This window comes from Enterobacter cloacae complex sp. P40C2 (genome assembly GCF_014930695.1).
Lineage (GTDB): Bacteria > Pseudomonadota > Gammaproteobacteria > Enterobacterales > Enterobacteriaceae > Enterobacter > Enterobacter pasteurii.
Window position 1 is genome coordinate 468,600 of sequence record NZ_JADBRP010000002.1, and the last position, 16,341, is coordinate 484,940.

The 16,341-nt window shown below is 57.1% G+C and carries 17 protein-coding genes; 9 read left to right on the forward strand and 8 right to left on the reverse strand.

Features of this window, described 5'->3' with window-relative positions; all coding sequences use genetic code 11:
* Positions 1-15 precede the first annotated feature (15 nt).
* Positions 16-3,339 carry a miniconductance mechanosensitive channel MscM gene (gene mscM / locus IM304_RS07455; protein ID WP_176608905.1) on the forward strand — a complete coding sequence of 1,108 codons (3,324 nt, stop codon included), beginning with the start codon at positions 16-18 and terminating at the stop codon, positions 3,337-3,339.
* 35 nt (positions 3,340-3,374) lie between these two features.
* Here mscM and yjeM read toward each other — a convergent pair whose 3' ends face one another.
* Together yjeM and epmA are read right to left on the reverse strand one after the other, a co-directional pair.
* Positions 3,375-4,877 carry a glutamate/gamma-aminobutyrate family transporter YjeM gene (gene yjeM / locus IM304_RS07460; RefSeq protein WP_193355541.1) on the reverse strand — a complete coding sequence of 501 codons (1,503 nt, stop codon included), beginning with the start codon at positions 4,875-4,877 and terminating at the stop codon, positions 3,375-3,377.
* A gap of 195 nt (positions 4,878-5,072) precedes the next feature.
* Complete coding sequence (gene epmA, locus IM304_RS07465) at positions 5,073-6,050, reverse strand: elongation factor P--(R)-beta-lysine ligase (protein ID WP_176608906.1); 978 nt, start codon at positions 6,048-6,050, stop codon at positions 5,073-5,075.
* Positions 6,051-6,360: 310 nt separating this feature from the next.
* On the opposite strand from epmA, the gene frdA reads away from it, so the two are divergent.
* From frdA to frdD, 4 genes are read left to right on the forward strand one after another with little or no spacing between them, the layout of a single operon-like run.
* Positions 6,361-8,151, forward strand: coding sequence for a fumarate reductase (quinol) flavoprotein subunit (gene frdA / locus IM304_RS07470; RefSeq protein WP_148421839.1), 1,791 nt, complete (start codon positions 6,361-6,363; stop codon positions 8,149-8,151).
* A complete protein-coding gene (gene frdB, locus IM304_RS07475; RefSeq protein WP_148421837.1) occupies positions 8,144-8,878 on the forward strand; it encodes a fumarate reductase iron-sulfur protein in 735 nt (244 codons plus the stop codon). Before frdA ends, frdB begins: the two co-directional genes overlap by 8 nt.
* A 10-nt stretch (positions 8,879-8,888) precedes the next feature.
* Positions 8,889-9,284 carry a fumarate reductase subunit FrdC gene (frdC, locus tag IM304_RS07480; protein ID WP_193355542.1) on the forward strand — a complete coding sequence of 132 codons (396 nt, stop codon included), beginning with the start codon at positions 8,889-8,891 and terminating at the stop codon, positions 9,282-9,284.
* Positions 9,285-9,294: 10 nt separating this feature from the next.
* Complete coding sequence (gene frdD / locus IM304_RS07485; protein WP_148421835.1) at positions 9,295-9,654, forward strand: fumarate reductase subunit FrdD; 360 nt, start codon at positions 9,295-9,297, stop codon at positions 9,652-9,654.
* A gap of 29 nt (positions 9,655-9,683) precedes the next feature.
* Here frdD and ampR read toward each other — a convergent pair whose 3' ends face one another.
* On the reverse strand, positions 9,684-10,559 hold the full coding sequence (ampR, locus tag IM304_RS07490) for a LysR family transcriptional regulator AmpR (protein WP_193355543.1): 876 nt from the start codon (positions 10,557-10,559) through the stop codon (positions 9,684-9,686).
* A gap of 132 nt (positions 10,560-10,691) precedes the next feature.
* On the opposite strand from ampR, the gene blaACT reads away from it, so the two are divergent.
* The gene (gene blaACT, locus IM304_RS07495) at positions 10,692-11,837 is read left to right on the forward strand and encodes an ACT family cephalosporin-hydrolyzing class C beta-lactamase (protein WP_193355544.1); all 1,146 of its coding nucleotides are present in this window, start codon (positions 10,692-10,694) and stop codon (positions 11,835-11,837) included.
* A 92-nt stretch (positions 11,838-11,929) separates the two neighbouring features.
* Positions 11,930-12,460, forward strand: a complete 531-nt coding sequence (locus IM304_RS07500; protein WP_193355545.1) for a lipocalin family protein — start codon at positions 11,930-11,932, stop codon at positions 12,458-12,460.
* On the opposite strand, the gene sugE is transcribed toward IM304_RS07500, so the two are convergent.
* Positions 12,457-12,774, reverse strand: a complete 318-nt coding sequence (gene sugE / locus IM304_RS07505) for a quaternary ammonium compound efflux SMR transporter SugE (protein ID WP_063450951.1) — start codon at positions 12,772-12,774, stop codon at positions 12,457-12,459. The genes IM304_RS07500 and sugE overlap by 4 nt on opposite strands.
* A 262-nt stretch (positions 12,775-13,036) precedes the next feature.
* On the opposite strand from sugE, the gene IM304_RS07510 reads away from it, so the two are divergent.
* Positions 13,037-13,636, forward strand: a complete 600-nt coding sequence (locus IM304_RS07510) for a LuxR C-terminal-related transcriptional regulator (RefSeq protein WP_148421829.1) — start codon at positions 13,037-13,039, stop codon at positions 13,634-13,636.
* Between the two features lie 37 nt (positions 13,637-13,673).
* Here the strand turns inward: IM304_RS07510 and ecnB are convergent, their stop codons facing one another.
* The 3 genes from ecnB to efp form a co-directional block, all read right to left on the reverse strand.
* Positions 13,674-13,820, reverse strand: coding sequence for a lipoprotein toxin entericidin B (ecnB, locus tag IM304_RS07515; RefSeq protein WP_003855942.1), 147 nt, complete (start codon positions 13,818-13,820; stop codon positions 13,674-13,676).
* Between the two features lie 108 nt (positions 13,821-13,928).
* On the reverse strand, positions 13,929-14,060 hold the full coding sequence (locus tag IM304_RS07520; protein ID WP_148421825.1) for an entericidin A/B family lipoprotein: 132 nt from the start codon (positions 14,058-14,060) through the stop codon (positions 13,929-13,931).
* A 57-nt stretch (positions 14,061-14,117) separates the two neighbouring features.
* Complete coding sequence (gene efp, locus IM304_RS07525) at positions 14,118-14,684, reverse strand: elongation factor P (RefSeq protein ID WP_003855940.1); 567 nt, start codon at positions 14,682-14,684, stop codon at positions 14,118-14,120.
* A 40-nt stretch (positions 14,685-14,724) separates the two neighbouring features.
* Here efp and epmB point away from each other — a divergent pair, with 40 nt between their 5' ends.
* Positions 14,725-15,753, forward strand: coding sequence for an EF-P beta-lysylation protein EpmB (epmB, locus tag IM304_RS07530; protein ID WP_148421823.1), 1,029 nt, complete (start codon positions 14,725-14,727; stop codon positions 15,751-15,753).
* 40 nt (positions 15,754-15,793) lie between these two features.
* On the opposite strand, the gene IM304_RS07535 is transcribed toward epmB, so the two are convergent.
* Positions 15,794-16,147: a DUF4156 domain-containing protein gene (locus IM304_RS07535; protein ID WP_003855938.1), complete on the reverse strand. Its 354-nt coding sequence runs from the start codon at positions 16,145-16,147 to the stop codon at positions 15,794-15,796.
* Positions 16,148-16,341 lie beyond the last annotated feature (194 nt).

Genomic DNA, 16,341 nt, shown 5'->3' on the forward strand with positions numbered 1-16,341 from the left:
AGAAGGATCGCTGACGTGCGCCCGATTATCGTATTACTGATGGCCTGGTGCCTCAGCATGGGGGCGTACGCAGCGACGGCCCCCGACGCCAAACAGATAGCCCAGGAGCTGGAGCAGGCAAAGGCGGCGAAACCCGCTCAGCCGGAGGCCGTTGAGTCGCTCCAGTCTGCACTGAACGCGCTTGAGGAGCGGAAAGGCTCCCTCGAGCGCGCGCAGCAGTATCAGCAGGTTATCGACAATTTCCCTAAACTCTCACAGACCCTGCGTTCGCAGTTAACTAACCTGCGCGATGAGCCACGCGAAGTCCCGGCAGGCATGACCTCCGAGGCGCTGAACCAGGAGATCCTCCAGGTCAGCAGCCAGCTTCTGGAAAAAAGCCGCCAGGCGCAGCAGGAGCAGGAGCGGGCGCGTGAAATTGCCGACTCGCTCAGCCAGCTTCCGCAGCAGCAGACCGATGCCCGCCGTCAGCTGAACGAGGTGGAACGCCGTCTCGGGGCGCAGACAGGCAGCACGCCGCAAAACCAGGCGCAAAATCTTGGGCTACAGGCGGAATCCGCCAGACTCAAAGCGCTGGTCGATGAGCTTGAGCTGGCGCAGCTTTCCGCTAATAACCGCCAGGAGCTGTCGCGTATGCGCTCCGAGCTGGCGCAAAAGCAGAGCGAGCAGCTTGACGCGTATCTCCAGGCCCTCAGAAATCACCTCAACAGCCAGCGTCAGCGTGAAGCTGAACGTGCGCTGGAGAGCACCGAGCTGCTGGCCGAAAACAGCGCAAACCTGCCCGCCGGCATCGTCGATCAGTTTAAGGTTAACCGCGAGCTTTCCGCCGCGCTGAATCAGCAGGCGCAGCGTATGGATTTGGTCGCGTCGCAGCAGCGTCAGGCCACCAATCAGACGCTCCAGGTTCGTCAGGCGCTCAACACGCTGCGCGAGCAGTCCCAGTGGCTTGGCGCGTCGAACCTGCTGGGCGAGGCGTTACGCGCCCAGGTTGCTCGCCTGCCGGAGATGCCGAAACCGCAGCAGCTTGATACCGAAATGGCGCAGCTGCGCGTTCAGCGCCTGCACTATGAAGATCTTCTCAACAAGCAGCCGCAAATCCGCCAGATCCGTCAGGCCGACGGAAAGCCGCTCACCGGCGAGCAGAGCCGTATTCTGGAAGCGCAGCTGCGCACCCAGCGTGAGCTGCTGAACTCTCTGCTACAGGGTGGCGATACGCTGATCCTGGAGCTGACAAAGCTGAAAGTTTCCAATAGCCAGCTGGAGGACGCGCTGAAAGAGGTGAACGAGGCGACGCACCGTTATCTCTTCTGGACGTCTGACGTGCGGCCGATGACCTTCGCCTGGCCGATTGAAATCGTGCAGGATCTGCGCCGCCTCATTTCGCTCGACACCTTTAGCCAGCTGGGCCTCGCCAGCGTGATGATGATTACCAGCAAGGAAACCATCTTCCCGCTGCTGGGGGCATTGATTCTGGTGGGCTTCAGCATATATTCCCGTCGCCACTTCACCCGTTTCCTTGAGCGCTCCAGCGCCCGGGTGGGGAAAGTGACCCAGGACCACTTCTGGCTGACGCTGCGCACGGTGTTCTGGTCGATTCTGGTTGCGTCTCCGCTGCCGGTGCTATGGATGACGCTTGGATACGGCCTGCGCGAAGCCTGGCCTTACCCGCTCGCCGTCGCGATTGGTGATGGCGTGACCGCCACCGTGCCGCTGCTGTGGGTCGTGATGATTTGCGCCACGTTCGCGCGGCCAAACGGTCTGTTTATCGCCCACTTTGGCTGGCCGCGAAACCGCGTTGCGCGGGCGATGCGCTACTACCTGATGAGTATCGGGCTGATTGTGCCGCTGATTATGGCGCTGATCATGTTCGATAACCTCAATGACCGGGAGTTCTCCGGATCGCTGGGGCGCCTGTGCTTTATGCTGATCTGCGGGGCGCTAGCGGTGGTGACGCTCAGCCTGAAGCGCGCCGGGATCCCGCTCTATCTCGATAAGTCCGGCACTGGCGATAACATGTTTAACCGTCTGCTGTGGAACCTGCTGCTCGGCGCGCCGCTGGCGGCGATGCTGGCGGCGGCCGTCGGTTACCTTGCCACGGCGCAGGCGCTGCTCGCCCGTCTGGAAACGTCGGTTGCGATCTGGTTCCTGCTGCTGGTGGTGTACCACGTTATCCGCCGCGGCATGCTGATCCAGCGGCGTCGGCTGGCCTTTGACCGTGCCAAACACCGTCGTGCGGAAATCCTGGCCCAGCGCGCGCGCGGCGAAGAAGAGCCGAACCACGTTAACAGTACCGAGGGGGCGACGGACGCAGATGAAGTCGAGCTGGATCTGGATGCCATCAGCACCCAGTCTCTGCGGCTGGTGCGCTCCATTCTCATGCTGGTCGCCCTGCTGTCGGTTATCTTCCTGTGGTCGGAAATCCACTCCGCGTTTGGCTTCCTGGAGAACATCTCTTTATGGGATGTAACCTCTACGGTGCAGGGAGTGGAAAGCCTTGAGCCAATCACCTTAGGCGCCGTGTTGATTGCGATTCTGGTGCTGATCATCACCACGCAGCTGATACGTAACTTCCCGGCCCTGCTGGAGCTGGCGCTGTTGCAGCATCTGGATTTAACCCCCGGCACGGGCTATGCGATCACCACCATCACCAAATACTTAATCATGCTGTTTGGTGGGCTGGTTGGCTTCTCGATGATTGGGATCGAATGGTCAAAGCTGCAATGGCTGGTCGCCGCCCTGACCGTGGGCCTCGGCTTCGGTTTGCAGGAGATCTTTGCCAACTTCGTCTCCGGCCTGATCATTCTGTTTGAAAAGCCGATTCGCATTGGCGATACGGTGACTATTCGCGATTTAACCGGCAGCGTTACCAAGATCAACACCCGCGCAACCACCATCAGCGACTGGGACCGGAAAGAGATCATCGTGCCGAACAAGGCGTTCATCACCGAGCAGTTTATCAACTGGTCGCTGTCTGACTCCGTCACGCGCGTGGTGCTGACCGTACCGGCACCGTCGGATGCCAACAGCGAAGAGGTAACCCAGATCCTCTATACCGCTGCGGAACGCTGTTCTCTGGTGATCGACAACCCGCCACCGGAAGTCTTCCTGGTGGATTTGCAGCAGGGGATCCAGATTTTCGAGCTGCGTATCTACGCCGCGGAGATGGGGCACCGTATGCCGCTGCGCCATGAGATCCACCAGCTGATCCTGGCAGGCTTCCGCGAGCACGGTATTGATATGCCGTTCCCGCCGTTCCAGATGCGTCTGGAAACGCTGGACGGACGCAAAACGGGACGAACGTTAACGTCTGCGGCGCGTTCGCGCCCGGCCGGCAGTCTGTAATCTTTTCCCCCTCCCCGTCGGGAGGGGGTTTTAGCCTACTGCGCGACGTCTGCTACGCAGGCCGTCGGGCGACGGCGGTAATTCTCATAAATTCCCATTGCCAGCAGCGAGAAGAAGATCGGACCGCCGACCATCCACAGCGCGCTGCTCCAGTCACCGGCCTCTGCCACTGGCTGAATAACGGTAAAGATGTTGGCAAACGCCACGACAAGCACCACAACGGTAGTCGCCAGCAGCGTTGCCGTGCGGGTTTTGAAGATCACAAACGGTCGCTCCAGCCCCTGCTTCGCCTTGAAGAAGGGAAACGCCAGCGTCAGGAACAGGTACGGAAGCGTCATCGACACGTTCGCCATCAGGGTTAGCTTGTTGTAGAACGCCGACGCGGTATCCCCGCCAAACGACACCAGCAAAATAAACACGCACACCAGCAGGCACTGCATCCACATGGCGTTTGCGGGCATACCGGCAGTATTTAGCTGCGTTATACGATCAGGCCACAGCGCCTTTGGCGTACCCTGAACGATTGCCTTCAGCGGGGAGTAGATCAGCGTAAAGAACGCGCCGGTATAGGCCAGGAACATCGACAAGCCGGTGATACGCGCAAACCAGATCCCCAGGGTGGCCGAGACTTCCGGCGTCAGGTTCATGGCGTTACCCAGCGTCATCCCCAGGCTTTTCATCAGAACGTAGGTGATGTTGCCGAGGTTGGTGGTGTTGTTGCTCAACACCTGCTGCCAGCTGGTGCTGACGCCCCAGAGGAAAATCGCCAGCGAGTAGCCAATGGAAATGACGATGGCGGCAAAGATAATGCCTCTGGCGAAGTTCTTTTCCGGGTTCTCTGTTTTGTCGACCAGCCCGCCTACGGCTTCAATCCCCCCGTAAGCGAAGATGGCAAATACCACAAAGGAGAGCATGGCCAGCCCGGACTGATAGCCCGGATTAGGTGATGAAACGAAATTCACCTCCTGCGCGAAATGCCCCCCGTTCAGGCACAGGATGGCGATACTGGCCAGCAGCAGCACAAGGTTCAGACACATCACTGAAATTCCACCCACCGCGGTGATACGGGCAATTTTGTTGATGCCTTTCGAGGCGACCAGCGTAACCACCACCATCCAGCACACCGCCAGAATACCGACCACCTGCGTGGAGCTCAGCCCCGCCAGAGACCAGACCTGGGTTTTATCCGCACCGAAGAGAAACGTGGAGAACGGCACCCAGACCTTAGCCGCCGTGCTGACCATCCAGACGACGTAGGATGAAAACCACATGAACGTACCGATAAACGCGTAACGGGGGCCGACGCTGTTGTTCATCCACGAATAAATGCCGCCCTCCTCTTTTCGGTAAGCCGAGCCCATCTCCGCCATCATCAGCGCAAACGGGATAAAGAAGAACAGGGCAGAAACGATATAAAACGGCGTCGCGCTGTAGCCCATCAGATAGAAAGCCGACGGGCTGTTGGCAAAGCCAAACACTGAGGTAAAAATCATCAGGATGAGCCCGGTAAGGGTCATCTTTTTAAGCGAGTGGGACATATAGCCATCCGGTAAGGAAGTAAACTGCGCGGATGGTAGCAGATGACCAGACAAATATTGTGGCTATACGAGTCAAATTAAGAAAAAGACCCGTGTACAGAGAATGTGGCAGTTTTTAATGTTGTTTGCGGAGATGGAAAGGGAAATTGCCGTCTGAAACAGGCCGGGTAAGCGACAGCGCCACCCGGCTAATCTTTAAGCGCGATCGACCGTAAACGCGATCACGTCGCCCAGCTGTTCCGCGCCAAGCGCCAGCATGACCAGACGATCCACGCCCAGCGCCACGCCGGAGCAGTCCGGCAGACCGGCCTTAAGCGCTTCCAGCAGGTTGGTATCAATCGGCTGCTGCGGCAGGCCGCGCGCGTTGCGCTTGCGGTTATCCTGCTCAAAACGCTGCTGCTGTTCACGCGCGTCGGTCAGCTCGTGGAAACCGTTCGCCAGCTCGATGCCTTTGTAATACACCTCAAAGCGCTCCGCCACGCGGTGATCTTCGGTGCTGATCTGCGCCAGCGAGGCCTGGCTGGCCGGGAAGTGATAAACAAACGTCGGGCGATCTTTGCCAATCTGGGGTTCAACGCCAAAGGTGAACAGCAGCTGCAGCAGCGTGTCGCGGTCCTCTTCGGTATCCGCCACGTTGCTCAGATCCAGCTTTGCCGCCGCCTCACGCAGCTGGGTTTTATCGGCCGATAGCGGATCGATTTCCAGATGGCGCTGGAAGGCCTGCTGATAGGAGAGCGTCTCGGCTTCCGCGCAATCCAGCACCTGCTGCAGCAGATCGTCGACTTCGTTCATCAGGCGATACATGTCGTAGTGCGGGCGGTACCACTCCAGCATGGTAAATTCCGGATTGTGGTGGCGGCCCATCTCTTCATTACGGAAGCTACGGCACAGCTGATACACCGGGCCACACCCGGCCGCCAGCAGACGCTTCATATGGTATTCCGGGCTGGTCATCAGATACAGATTCATGCCCTGAGAGTGGCCAGGGCCAACAAAACGGGTTTCAAACGGGACCAGATGAATATCCGTGACCGTCGCCTGACTCATGCACGGCGTTTCCACCTCCAGGACTCCGCGGTCGGCAAAGAAGCGGCGGATCTCCGCCATAATTGCCGCGCGCTTTAACAGGTTTGGAATGGATGCGCTCGGCTGCCAGGTGGCCGTTTCGCTCATGAGTATTTTCTCCGATTTCATACAAGGGCACGAAGTCTACTCGCAAGCCGGAGCAGAGACAAATTTTGCGCAGTAAAAGTCCCTTTTCATTACGCAGAAAAATACTGTGACGAAATTCATTAATCACGATGATAAATCACCGCACAGAACAGCAAAAAAATCGAACACGTCAAATTTCCCTTCCATCTACGCGGTTATACTGTTTTACCCATAAAGGAGCAGTGGAATCGCTTCCGCAACCGCCCGTTCGGGCAGGTGAACGACCTTTAGCTCATCGCGTTGCGGGAAAACAAAAATCTGGAGGAATGTCGTGCAAACTTTTCAAGCCGATCTTGCCGTAATAGGCGCTGGCGGGGCTGGATTACGCGCTGCAATCGCAGCAGCACAAGCCAATCCGAACGCTAAAATCGCACTGATTTCAAAAGTCTACCCGATGCGCAGCCATACGGTGGCCGCAGAAGGAGGGTCCGCCGCCGTCGCGCAGGATCATGACAGCTTCGAATACCATTTCCACGACACGGTTGCAGGGGGCGACTGGCTTTGCGAACAGGATGTCGTTGATTACTTCGTACACCATTGCCCAACGGAAATGACCCAGCTTGAACAGTGGGGTTGCCCGTGGAGCCGACGTCCGGACGGCAGCGTCAACGTCCGCCGCTTCGGTGGAATGAAGATCGAACGCACCTGGTTTGCCGCCGATAAAACCGGCTTCCACATGCTGCATACCCTGTTCCAGACGTCCCTCCAGTTCCCACAAATTCAGCGCTTCGACGAACACTTCGTTCTCGACATTCTGGTGGACGACGGCCAGGCGCGTGGCCTGGTGGCGATGAACATGATGGAAGGCACGCTGGTCCAGATCCGCGCCAGCGCGGTAGTCATGGCGACCGGCGGCGCGGGCCGCGTTTATCGCTACAACACCAACGGCGGCATCGTGACCGGAGACGGTATGGGCATGGCGCTCAGCCACGGCGTGCCGCTGCGCGATATGGAGTTCGTGCAGTATCACCCAACCGGCCTGCCCGGCTCCGGCATTCTGATGACGGAAGGCTGCCGCGGCGAAGGCGGTATTCTGGTCAATAAAAACGGCTATCGCTATTTGCAGGATTACGGCATGGGGCCGGAAACCCCGCTCGGCGAGCCGAAAAACAAATACATGGAGCTTGGCCCGCGCGATAAAGTCTCTCAGGCCTTCTGGCACGAGTGGCGCAAAGGCAACACCATCTCCACGCCGCGCGGCGACGTGGTGCATCTCGACCTGCGTCACCTGGGCGAGAAGAAGCTGCTGGAACGTCTGCCGTTCATCTGCGAGCTGGCGAAGGCCTACGTGGGTGTCGACCCGGTGAAAGAGCCGATTCCGGTTCGTCCAACCGCGCACTACACCATGGGCGGTATTGAAACCGATCAGCAGTGCGAGACCCGCATCAAAGGGCTGTTTGCGGTGGGCGAATGTTCCTCCGTCGGCCTGCACGGCGCAAACCGTCTTGGGTCTAACTCGCTGGCTGAGCTGGTGGTCTTTGGCCGCATGGCGGGCGAGCGCGCGATGGAGCGTGCCGCAACCGCAGGCGAAGCAAACGGCGCGGCGCTGGATGCGCAGGCCGCAGACGTCGAGAAGCGTCTGAAAGGCCTGGTAAACCAGGAAGGCAACGAAAACTGGTCGAAGATCCGCGACGAAATGGGTCTCTCAATGGAGGAGGGCTGCGGGATCTACCGTACGCCAGAGCTGATGCAGAAAACCGTCGACAAGCTGGCGGAACTGCAGGAGCGCTTCAAGCGCGTGCGCATCACCGACACCTCCAGCGTCTTCAACACCGACCTGCTCTACACCATTGAGCTGGGCCACGGCCTGAACGTCGCGGAGTGTATGGCCCATTCAGCCCTGGCTCGTAAAGAGTCGCGCGGTGCGCACCAGCGCCTGGATGAAGGCTGCACAGAACGTGACGACGTTAATTTCCTTAAACACACTCTCGCCTGGCGCGATGCGGATGGCACCACCCGTCTGGGCTACAGCGACGTGAAAATCACCACGCTGCCACCAGCGAAACGCGTGTACGGTGCAGAAGCAGAAGCCGCCGATAAAAAGGAGAAGGCGAATGGCTGAGATGCAAAAACTGAAAGTTGAAGTGGTGCGCTACAATCCGGAAGTGGACACCGCGCCGCACAGCGCTTTCTATGAAGTCCCTTACGACGAGCAAACCTCCCTGCTGGATGCGCTCGGCTATATCAAAGATAACCTGGCGCCAGACCTGAGCTACCGCTGGTCCTGCCGCATGGCAATCTGCGGCTCCTGCGGCATGATGGTCAACAAGGTGCCGAAGCTGGCGTGCAAAACCTTCCTGCGTGATTACACCAAAGGCATCAAGGTTGAAGCGCTGGGCAACTTCCCGATCGAGCGCGATCTGGTGGTTGATATGACCCACTTTATCGAAAGTCTGGAAGCGATTAAACCGTACATTATCGGCAACCCGCGCACGCCGGATCAGGGCCCCAACACCCAAACGCCTGCCCAGATGGCGAAATACCATCAGTTCTCCGGCTGCATTAACTGCGGCCTGTGCTACGCCGCCTGTCCGCAGTTTGGCCTGAACCCTGAGTTCATTGGCCCGGCGGCGATCACGCTGGCTCACCGCTACAACGAGGATAGCCGCGACAACGGTAAAAAAGAACGTATGGCGCAGCTTAACAGCCAGAACGGCGTCTGGAGCTGTACTTTTGTGGGCTACTGCTCCGAAGTCTGTCCGAAGCACGTCGACCCGGCCGCCGCCATTCAGCAGGGTAAGGTGGAAAGCTCGAAAGACTTTCTTATCGCTACCCTGAAACCACGCTAAGGAGTGCATGATGACGACTAAACGCAAAGCCTACGTGCGGCCGATGCCGTCCACCTGGTGGAAAAAACTGCCGTTTTATCGCTTCTATATGCTGCGTGAAGGCACGGCAGTTCCTGCGGTCTGGTTCAGCCTCGAACTGATGTACGGCGTTTTTGCCCTCAAGCACGGCCCGGAAGCCTGGGCGAGCTTTGTGGGCTTCCTGCAAAACCCAATCATCGTTGTTCTGAACCTGATTGTGCTCGCAGCCGCGCTGCTTCATACCAAAACCTGGTTTGAACTGGCGCCAAAAGCCGCGAACATTATTGTAAAAGGCGAGAAAATGGGACCAGAGCCGGTCATTAAAGGGCTCTGGGGAGTGACGGCAGTGGTCTCTGTAGTCATTCTTTTTGTCGCACTGTTCTGGTAAGGAGACTATTGTGATCAATCCAAATCCAAAACGTTCAGACGAGCCGGTCTTCTGGGGCCTGTTTGGCGCAGGCGGCATGTGGAGCGCCATTATTGCCCCGGTCATCATCCTGCTGGTCGGGATTATGCTGCCGCTGGGGCTGTTCCCGGGCGACGCGCTGAGCTACGAGCGCGTGATGGCCTTTGCGAGCAGCTTTATTGGCCGCGCATTCATCTTCCTGACGATCGTTCTGCCGTTGTGGTGCGGCCTGCACCGTATCCACCATGCGATGCACGATCTGAAAATCCATGTACCGAGCGGTAAATGGGTCTTCTACGGTCTGGCGACCATTCTGACGGTGGTCACGCTGATTGCCGTGGTCACTATCTAGGTGAACAGGCCCGCCATCCGGTGGGCCTTTTATTTTTTCATCTTCTCCACCAGCCACCCGGCAAATTCACGCATGGCAGGGGTTTCCGCCCGCGACTGCAGTCTGGTCAGCCAGTAGCTCCCGAGATCGATCTGCGTCGCAAACGGCTGCACAATGCGCTCGCTGGCTAACAGATGGGTAAACATATCGACGGGCGCGATGGCTATGCCCACGCCCGCCTGCGCCGCTTCCAGCATCGTGACTGACGAATCGAACACCATCACACGATGCGTTGGTGAAGGCGGGAGTTCTCCTGCTGCCTGCATCCACGCGCTCCACTCGTCGCGTCGGTAGGAGCGCAGCAGCGTAAACCTGAGGATATCGGACGGACTGTGCAGATCGGCGGCGATATCCGGCGTGCACAGCGGCGCGAGCGGCGCATGGCAAAGAAACTCGGCCTCGGTGCCGTGCCACGCCCCTCCACCGTAGCGGATGGTGTAATCAAGCCCTTCGGCAGCCGGATCGACGCGGTTGTTATGGGTAGAAAGCTGAAGATCGATGTGCGGATAGCTGCGGCGAAAATCATCCAGACGGGAGAATAAAACGCCGGTCGCGAACGTGCCCACCACGCCGATTTTCAGCTTCTCCTGCGCGCGATGGTTAGCAAAGCGATCCAGCATTCCGGCTATACGGTCAAACGAATCATTCAGCACCGGCAGCAGGTTCTCGCCCTCGGTGGTCAGCATTAGCCCGCGCGAAACGCGGACAAACAGCTGACAGTTCAGATGCTGCTCCAGCGCTTTCACATGCTGGCTAATGGCCGAGTGCGTCACGTTCAGCTCAATGGCCGCATGCGTAAAGCTGAGATGCCTTGCGGCCGCTTCAAAGGCTCGAAGCGAATTAAGGGGGAGATAGCTTCGGGTCATCGCCTCATCCGTTAGAAAAATTAACAGCTAATGCTAAATTTAACCGTTTGTCAGATACAGTCAAATCCAACAGACTACGCCTGTCTGACGGGCCCGGACATCCCCTTGACTCGCTATTACGGTAGATTACTGATGATGAAAAAATCCCTTTGCTGCGCCCTGCTGCTCGGCGTTTCTTGCTCTGCTCTGGCCGCGCCGGTGTCGGATAAGCAGCTGGCGCAGGTGGTCGCGGATACGATTACGCCGCTGATGAAAGCCCAGTCCATTCCCGGCATGGCGGTGGCCGTTATTTATCAGGGTAAACCGCACTACTACACCTTCGGCAAAGCCGACGTCGCGGCCAACAAACCCGTCACCCCAGATACTCTGTTCGAGCTGGGCTCTATAAGTAAAACCTTCACCGGGGTATTGGGTGGAAATGCTGTCGCTCGCGGTGAAATTTCGCTGGGCGATCCGGTGACCAAATACTGGCCTGAGCTGACAGGCAAGCAGTGGCAGGGCATTCGGTTGCTGGATCTGGCGACCTACACCGCTGGCGGTTTGCCGCTACAGGTACCGGATGAGGTGACGGATAACGCCTCCCTGCTGCGCTTCTGTCAACGGTGGCAGCCGCAGTGGAAGCCGGGCACAACGCGTCTTTATGCAAACGCCAGCATCGGCCTGTTCGGGGCGCTGGCGGTTAAACCTTCCGGCATGCGTTACGAGCAGGCAATGACCGAGCGGGTATTTAAACCGCTGGCGCTGCATCACACCTGGATTAACGTTCCAGAAGCGGAAGAGAAAAATTACGCCTGGGGCTACCGTGATGGTAAAGCCGTTCACGTTTCGCCGGGAATGCTGGACGCGGAAGCCTATGGCGTCAAAACCAACGTGCAGGATATGGCAGGCTGGGTGATGGCAAACATGGCACCGGAGAAGGTCGCTGACGCCTCACTTAAGCAGGGCATCGCGCTGGCACAGTCGCGCTACTGGCGGGTAGGTTCAATGTACCAGGGTCTGGGCTGGGAGATGCTCAACTGGCCGGTGGAGGCCAAAACGGTGGTCGAGGGGAGTGACGGCAAGGTGGCGCTGGCCGCCTTGCCGGCGGTCGAGGTGGTTCCTCCGGCACCGCCTGTAAAAGCCTCCTGGGTGCACAAAACCGGATCGACTGGCGGGTTCGGCAGCTACGTGGCCTTTATTCCGGAAAAACAGATCGGCATCGTGATGCTGGCGAATAAAAGTTACCCCAACCCGGCGCGCGTTGACGCGGGTTATCGTATTTTGAGCGCGCTGAAGTAAAACACTGCCGGGTAGCGGCTTCACCCTACCCGGCCACATCCACATTTTCCTGCCGTCATCTACACTTAACAAAAAACGGTAAGGAAATTCTTATGCGCATTCTGCCCGTTATTGCCGTCGTGACGGCCGCATTTTTAGCTGTGGCCTGCAGTTCCCCCACTCCCCCGCCCGGCGTTACGGTGGTTAGCAACTTCGACGCACAGCGCTTCCTCGGTACGTGGTATGAAATCGCCCGTATGGATCATCAATTTGAACGCGGTTTAGAGAAAGTCACGGCCACCTACAGCGCGATGGATGACGGCGGGATCCAGGTCGTTAATCGCGGCTATAACCCGGATCGGCAGATGTGGCAGCAGTCGGTTGGCCAGGCCTATTTCACCGGCGCGTCGAACCGCGCCGCGCTGAAGGTCTCCTTCTTCGGCCCGTTCTACGGCGGGTATAACGTCATTGCGCTGGACAGAGAGTACCGCCACGCGCTGATCTGTGGGCCGGATCGCAACTACCTGTGGATCCTCTCCCGCACGCCAGCGATCTCTGCGGAAATGAAGCAGCAGATGCTGGACGTTGCGACCCGGCAAGGGTTTGATGTGACGAAATTAATCTGGGTGAAACAGCCGCATTAGTGCGTGCTGAGTTTTAACCCAATGATACCCGCGACAATCAATGCGAGGCTGGCAATACGCGCCAGGCTCGCGGATTCCCCCAGCAGCAGAATACCGGTAATGGCAGCGCCTACCGCGCCAATTCCCGTCCAGACAGCGTAAGCCGTCCCTACGGGCAGGGTGCGCATCGACCATGAAAGCATGACGATACTGACAATCATCGCGGCAATGGTAATAACGCTGGGCGTCAGGCGGGTAAAACCGTGGGTGTATTTCAGGCCAATAGCCCATACCACTTCGAGTAAACCGGCAATAACAAGAACGATCCAGGACATAACAGGCTCCTTAACTTAACGACAAGTTGGGGCCGTCCCCGATGAGCGATGCGCTTACGGGTCGTCCCGCAAGGCAGAGATTGAGCCTCTTATTTTGGTTAGCGTGAAATTTTTTTTCAATCCTTTTCTGCTGAACGCGTTAAGGCAAGAAATAGCCTCTGTAAGGCACGTAGTTCCGGCATTTATAACTCATCCGACTTCTCTATGATGTTAGGCTTTCTGATGGCAGGAAGCCAAACCACTAGCCGACTGCGAATATTTTATGTTCAAAATTCTTTTGGTTGACCGTTGTCACTTCACCCGCACGGGATTTGAAGCATGGCTCAATCATTCCGGCCTGTTTCCGGGTCAATTCGTCGTAACCGGGTTAAATAATCTCTTTCTTGCCAGAGAGCATATTTTGCAATGGAAGCCTTCGCTGGTGATCGCCGATTTATATAGCTTTCGGCAGGATATGCACCACTTCCAGCAGCTCTCTTCCCTGCTGATTGCCAGCGAAACGCTGCCTTTTATACTGCTGCAGTCGGGGCAGGAGCAGGAAATGACGGATTATCTTGCGCATTACCCGGTATGGTCTTCGCTGTCGAAGCATACCGATCTGGAAGGATTAGCGACGGTTATCAATGACGCCCTGACGTCATGCGCCACTGCGGAAATACCAAAAGTTGCGGCACCGCTGCTGACGCGTCAGGAAGAAAGAGTGCTGACGTTGTGGATGGATGGCGCAAGCAACCAGAAGATTGCCAGCAATTTACGTATTAACGGTAAGACGGTATATACGTACAAACGCAACATCCGCATGAAGCTGCATATGGATACGCGCTATTCCCCGTTTTTATCGCTACAGGAAGCGGAGAATTGACGGTACGGTGAAACCAGGCGCCGTACCGTCGCTTTCATTAGTTCTGAGCTTTCGTTGCTGCACCAGAAATAGCGTTACCACCGTCGGAGATATCTTCCCCTACGCCACGGGTGGTGTTACATGCAGTCAGTACCGAAGAAAGCACCAGAACAGAAAAGATCGCTGCAATTGTTTTCTTAACCATAATATCTTCCTTTTATAGCCAAAGTTATTTTGTGTATAGCAACTTAAGAATAGACAAGATCTTGTCGTTTGACGGAAAAGGAAGAATTTTTAGGAAAATTAGACGGAATTAGCTGGCCGCATGGGAAATGATATGGCCGAGATCCTGGATATCTTCACCCACGCCACGCGCGGTGTTGCAACCGGAGAGAATGGCGCCGGAGAGCGCTAACAGAAGCAGAATTTTAACGGTGCGTTTCATCTTCCCTGCCTGCAAAATCAGGCGCAGCGGGCGCTGCGCCTTATATCATGACGTAAATTACTTCACGCGGGATACGTATTCGCCGGAGCGGGTATCCACTTTGATCACTTCACCAATCTGAACGAACAGCGGCACTTTTACCACAGCGCCGGTGGACAGCGTTGCTGGCTTGCCGCCGGTACCTGCGGTATCACCTTTCAGGCCTGGATCGGTTTCAACGATTTCCAGCTCAACGAAGTTCGGAGGCGTAACGGCGATAGGCTGACCGTTCCACAGGGTCACGATGCACTCAGCCTGATCCAGCAGCCATTTGGCGTTGTCGCCAATCGCTTTCGCGTCAGCAGACAGCTGCTCGAAGGTTTCGTTGTTCATGAAGTGCCAGAACTCACCGTCGTTGTACAGGTAAGTCAGGTTCATATCGACAACATCAGCGCCTTCAGCGGAGTCAGTAGATTTGAAGGTTTTCTCAACACGGGTACCGGTCAGCAGGCGGCGCAGCTTAACGCGCGCAAATGCCTGGCCTTTACCTGGTTTAACGAATTCGCTGGCTTCAACCGCGTACGGTTCGCCGTCCATCATGATTTTAAGACCAGCACGAAAATCGTTGCTATAGTACGTTGCCATAAGGCCCTCTAAATTTGTTAACTGGTAGCTAAGCCACAAAATGGCGCATATTGTAACCCTAAACACCCCGTCCAGAGAAGATTGGTTATCGCAACTTGCCGATGTAATCACCAGTCCTGATGAATTGCTGCGTCTTTTAGACCTCGAACAGCATGAAACGTTGCGTGCAGGCCGTGAGGCGAAGCGCCTTTTCGCCCTGCGCGTTCCCCGCGCGTTTGTTGCCCGCATGGAAAAAGGGAATCCTGACGATCCATTGCTTAAACAAACGCTTACCTCTCAGGACGAGTTTATTACGGCACCAGGATACAGCACCGATCCTCTGGAAGAGCAGAACAGTGTGGTACCGGGGTTGCTGCATAAATACCGCAACCGTGCCCTGCTGCTGGTAAAGGGCGGCTGCGCGGTAAATTGTCGCTATTGCTTCCGTCGTCACTTCCCATATGCCGAAAATCAGGGCAACAAGCGCAACTGGCAGGTGGCGCTGGACTACATCGCGGCGCACCCGGAGCTGGATGAGATCATCTTCTCCGGCGGCGATCCGCTGATGGCTAAAGATCATGAGCTGGACTGGCTGCTGACTCAGCTTGAGTCCGTTCCGCACGTTAAGCGTCTGCGCATTCACAGCCGTCTGCCGATCGTGATCCCGGCGCGTATTACCGACGCGCTGGTCACGCGCCTCGAACAGTCCCGTTTGCAGGTGCTGCTGGTGAACCATATCAACCATGCGAATGAAATTGACGCAGACTTTCGTGCATCGATGGCGCGTCTGCGTAAGGCGGGCGTCACGCTGCTCAACCAGAGCGTACTGCTGCGAGGCGTAAACGACAGCGCCCGCGTGCTGGCCGATCTCAGCAATGCCTTATTTGATGCGGGCGTGATGCCGTATTACCTGCACGTTCTGGATCGCGTACAGGGTGCGGCACACTTCATGGTGACGGATGACGAGGCCCGACAGATTATGCGCGAGCTGTTAACGCTGGTTTCAGGTTATATGGTGCCGAAGCTGGCACGCGAGATTGGCGGAGAGCCGAGCAAGACGCCGCTGGATTTGCAGCTTCGGCAACGTTAGCTTACCTAACCCTCTCCCTGCGGGGAGAGGGAAAAGGCTATCAGTTCGGGCACTTATAGACCTGGCCGTTCATCTGGCTGGCGGTCGGCACAAAGCTGGACAGCATCCCCTGCGTCGGGCTGCTTACGCCGTAAATCACGTTACCGCCCATTGCCGCAGCCTGATTACGCAGGGCGTTGGCCGCACCGCGCATAGAGCCGCCCTCTTCGCCGTGCTGTCCCGACATCCAGTTGCTTTGCTCGCCGGTGGCGGTGCCTAACAGCTGGCACTCGCTGCCCGGCTTATCTTCCACAAAGCGAACGCTCTGGCCCGCTGCCGTCAGCTCATTGCTGGTGCTACAACCCGCCAGCAGCAATGCTGCACCTACAATCCCTGCACAGACTTTTATGCGCATGTTATTCCTCGTTTTCAATAAGCTGGACAGTAGTTGTCCGCGTGTAAACCTTATACTAAAAAGATGACCAAAAGAAAAATGCTGAGCATTTCTGCGAGCCAGATTCCGCCCGGCACTCCTCCGACATCTTAAATGAATTCTGATAATAACCTTTGGGATATCGTGTTTTAGCCCCCGATCGTTTTTAGTGGTGC

Excerpts from the sequence above, each read along its gene's own strand:
- ecnB (WP_003855942.1), bottom strand. The coding sequence starts at position 13,820 with ATGGTTAAGAAAACAATTGCAGCGATCTTTTCTGTTCTGGTGCTTTCT.
- IM304_RS07510 (WP_148421829.1), top strand. The coding sequence starts at position 13,037 with ATGTTCAAAATTCTTTTGGTTGACCGTTGTCACTTCACCCGCACGGGA.
- IM304_RS07500 (WP_193355545.1), top strand. The coding sequence starts at position 11,930 with ATGCGCATTCTGCCCGTTATTGCCGTCGTGACGGCCGCATTTTTAGCT.
- sugE (WP_063450951.1), bottom strand. The coding sequence starts at position 12,774 with ATGTCCTGGATCGTTCTTGTTATTGCCGGTTTACTCGAAGTGGTATGG.
- IM304_RS07520 (WP_148421825.1), bottom strand. The coding sequence starts at position 14,060 with ATGAAACGCACCGTTAAAATTCTGCTTCTGTTAGCGCTCTCCGGCGCC.
- IM304_RS07535 (WP_003855938.1), bottom strand. The coding sequence starts at position 16,147 with ATGCGCATAAAAGTCTGTGCAGGGATTGTAGGTGCAGCATTGCTGCTG.
- epmB (WP_148421823.1), top strand. The coding sequence starts at position 14,725 with ATGGCGCATATTGTAACCCTAAACACCCCGTCCAGAGAAGATTGGTTA.
- blaACT (WP_193355544.1), top strand. The coding sequence starts at position 10,692 with ATGATGAAAAAATCCCTTTGCTGCGCCCTGCTGCTCGGCGTTTCTTGC.
- efp (WP_003855940.1), bottom strand. The coding sequence starts at position 14,684 with ATGGCAACGTACTATAGCAACGATTTTCGTGCTGGTCTTAAAATCATG.
- epmA (WP_176608906.1), bottom strand. The coding sequence starts at position 6,050 with ATGAGCGAAACGGCCACCTGGCAGCCGAGCGCATCCATTCCAAACCTG.
- ampR (WP_193355543.1), bottom strand. The coding sequence starts at position 10,559 with ATGACCCGAAGCTATCTCCCCCTTAATTCGCTTCGAGCCTTTGAAGCG.
- frdC (WP_193355542.1), top strand. The coding sequence starts at position 8,889 with ATGACGACTAAACGCAAAGCCTACGTGCGGCCGATGCCGTCCACCTGG.
- yjeM (WP_193355541.1), bottom strand. The coding sequence starts at position 4,877 with ATGTCCCACTCGCTTAAAAAGATGACCCTTACCGGGCTCATCCTGATG.
- frdB (WP_148421837.1), top strand. The coding sequence starts at position 8,144 with ATGGCTGAGATGCAAAAACTGAAAGTTGAAGTGGTGCGCTACAATCCG.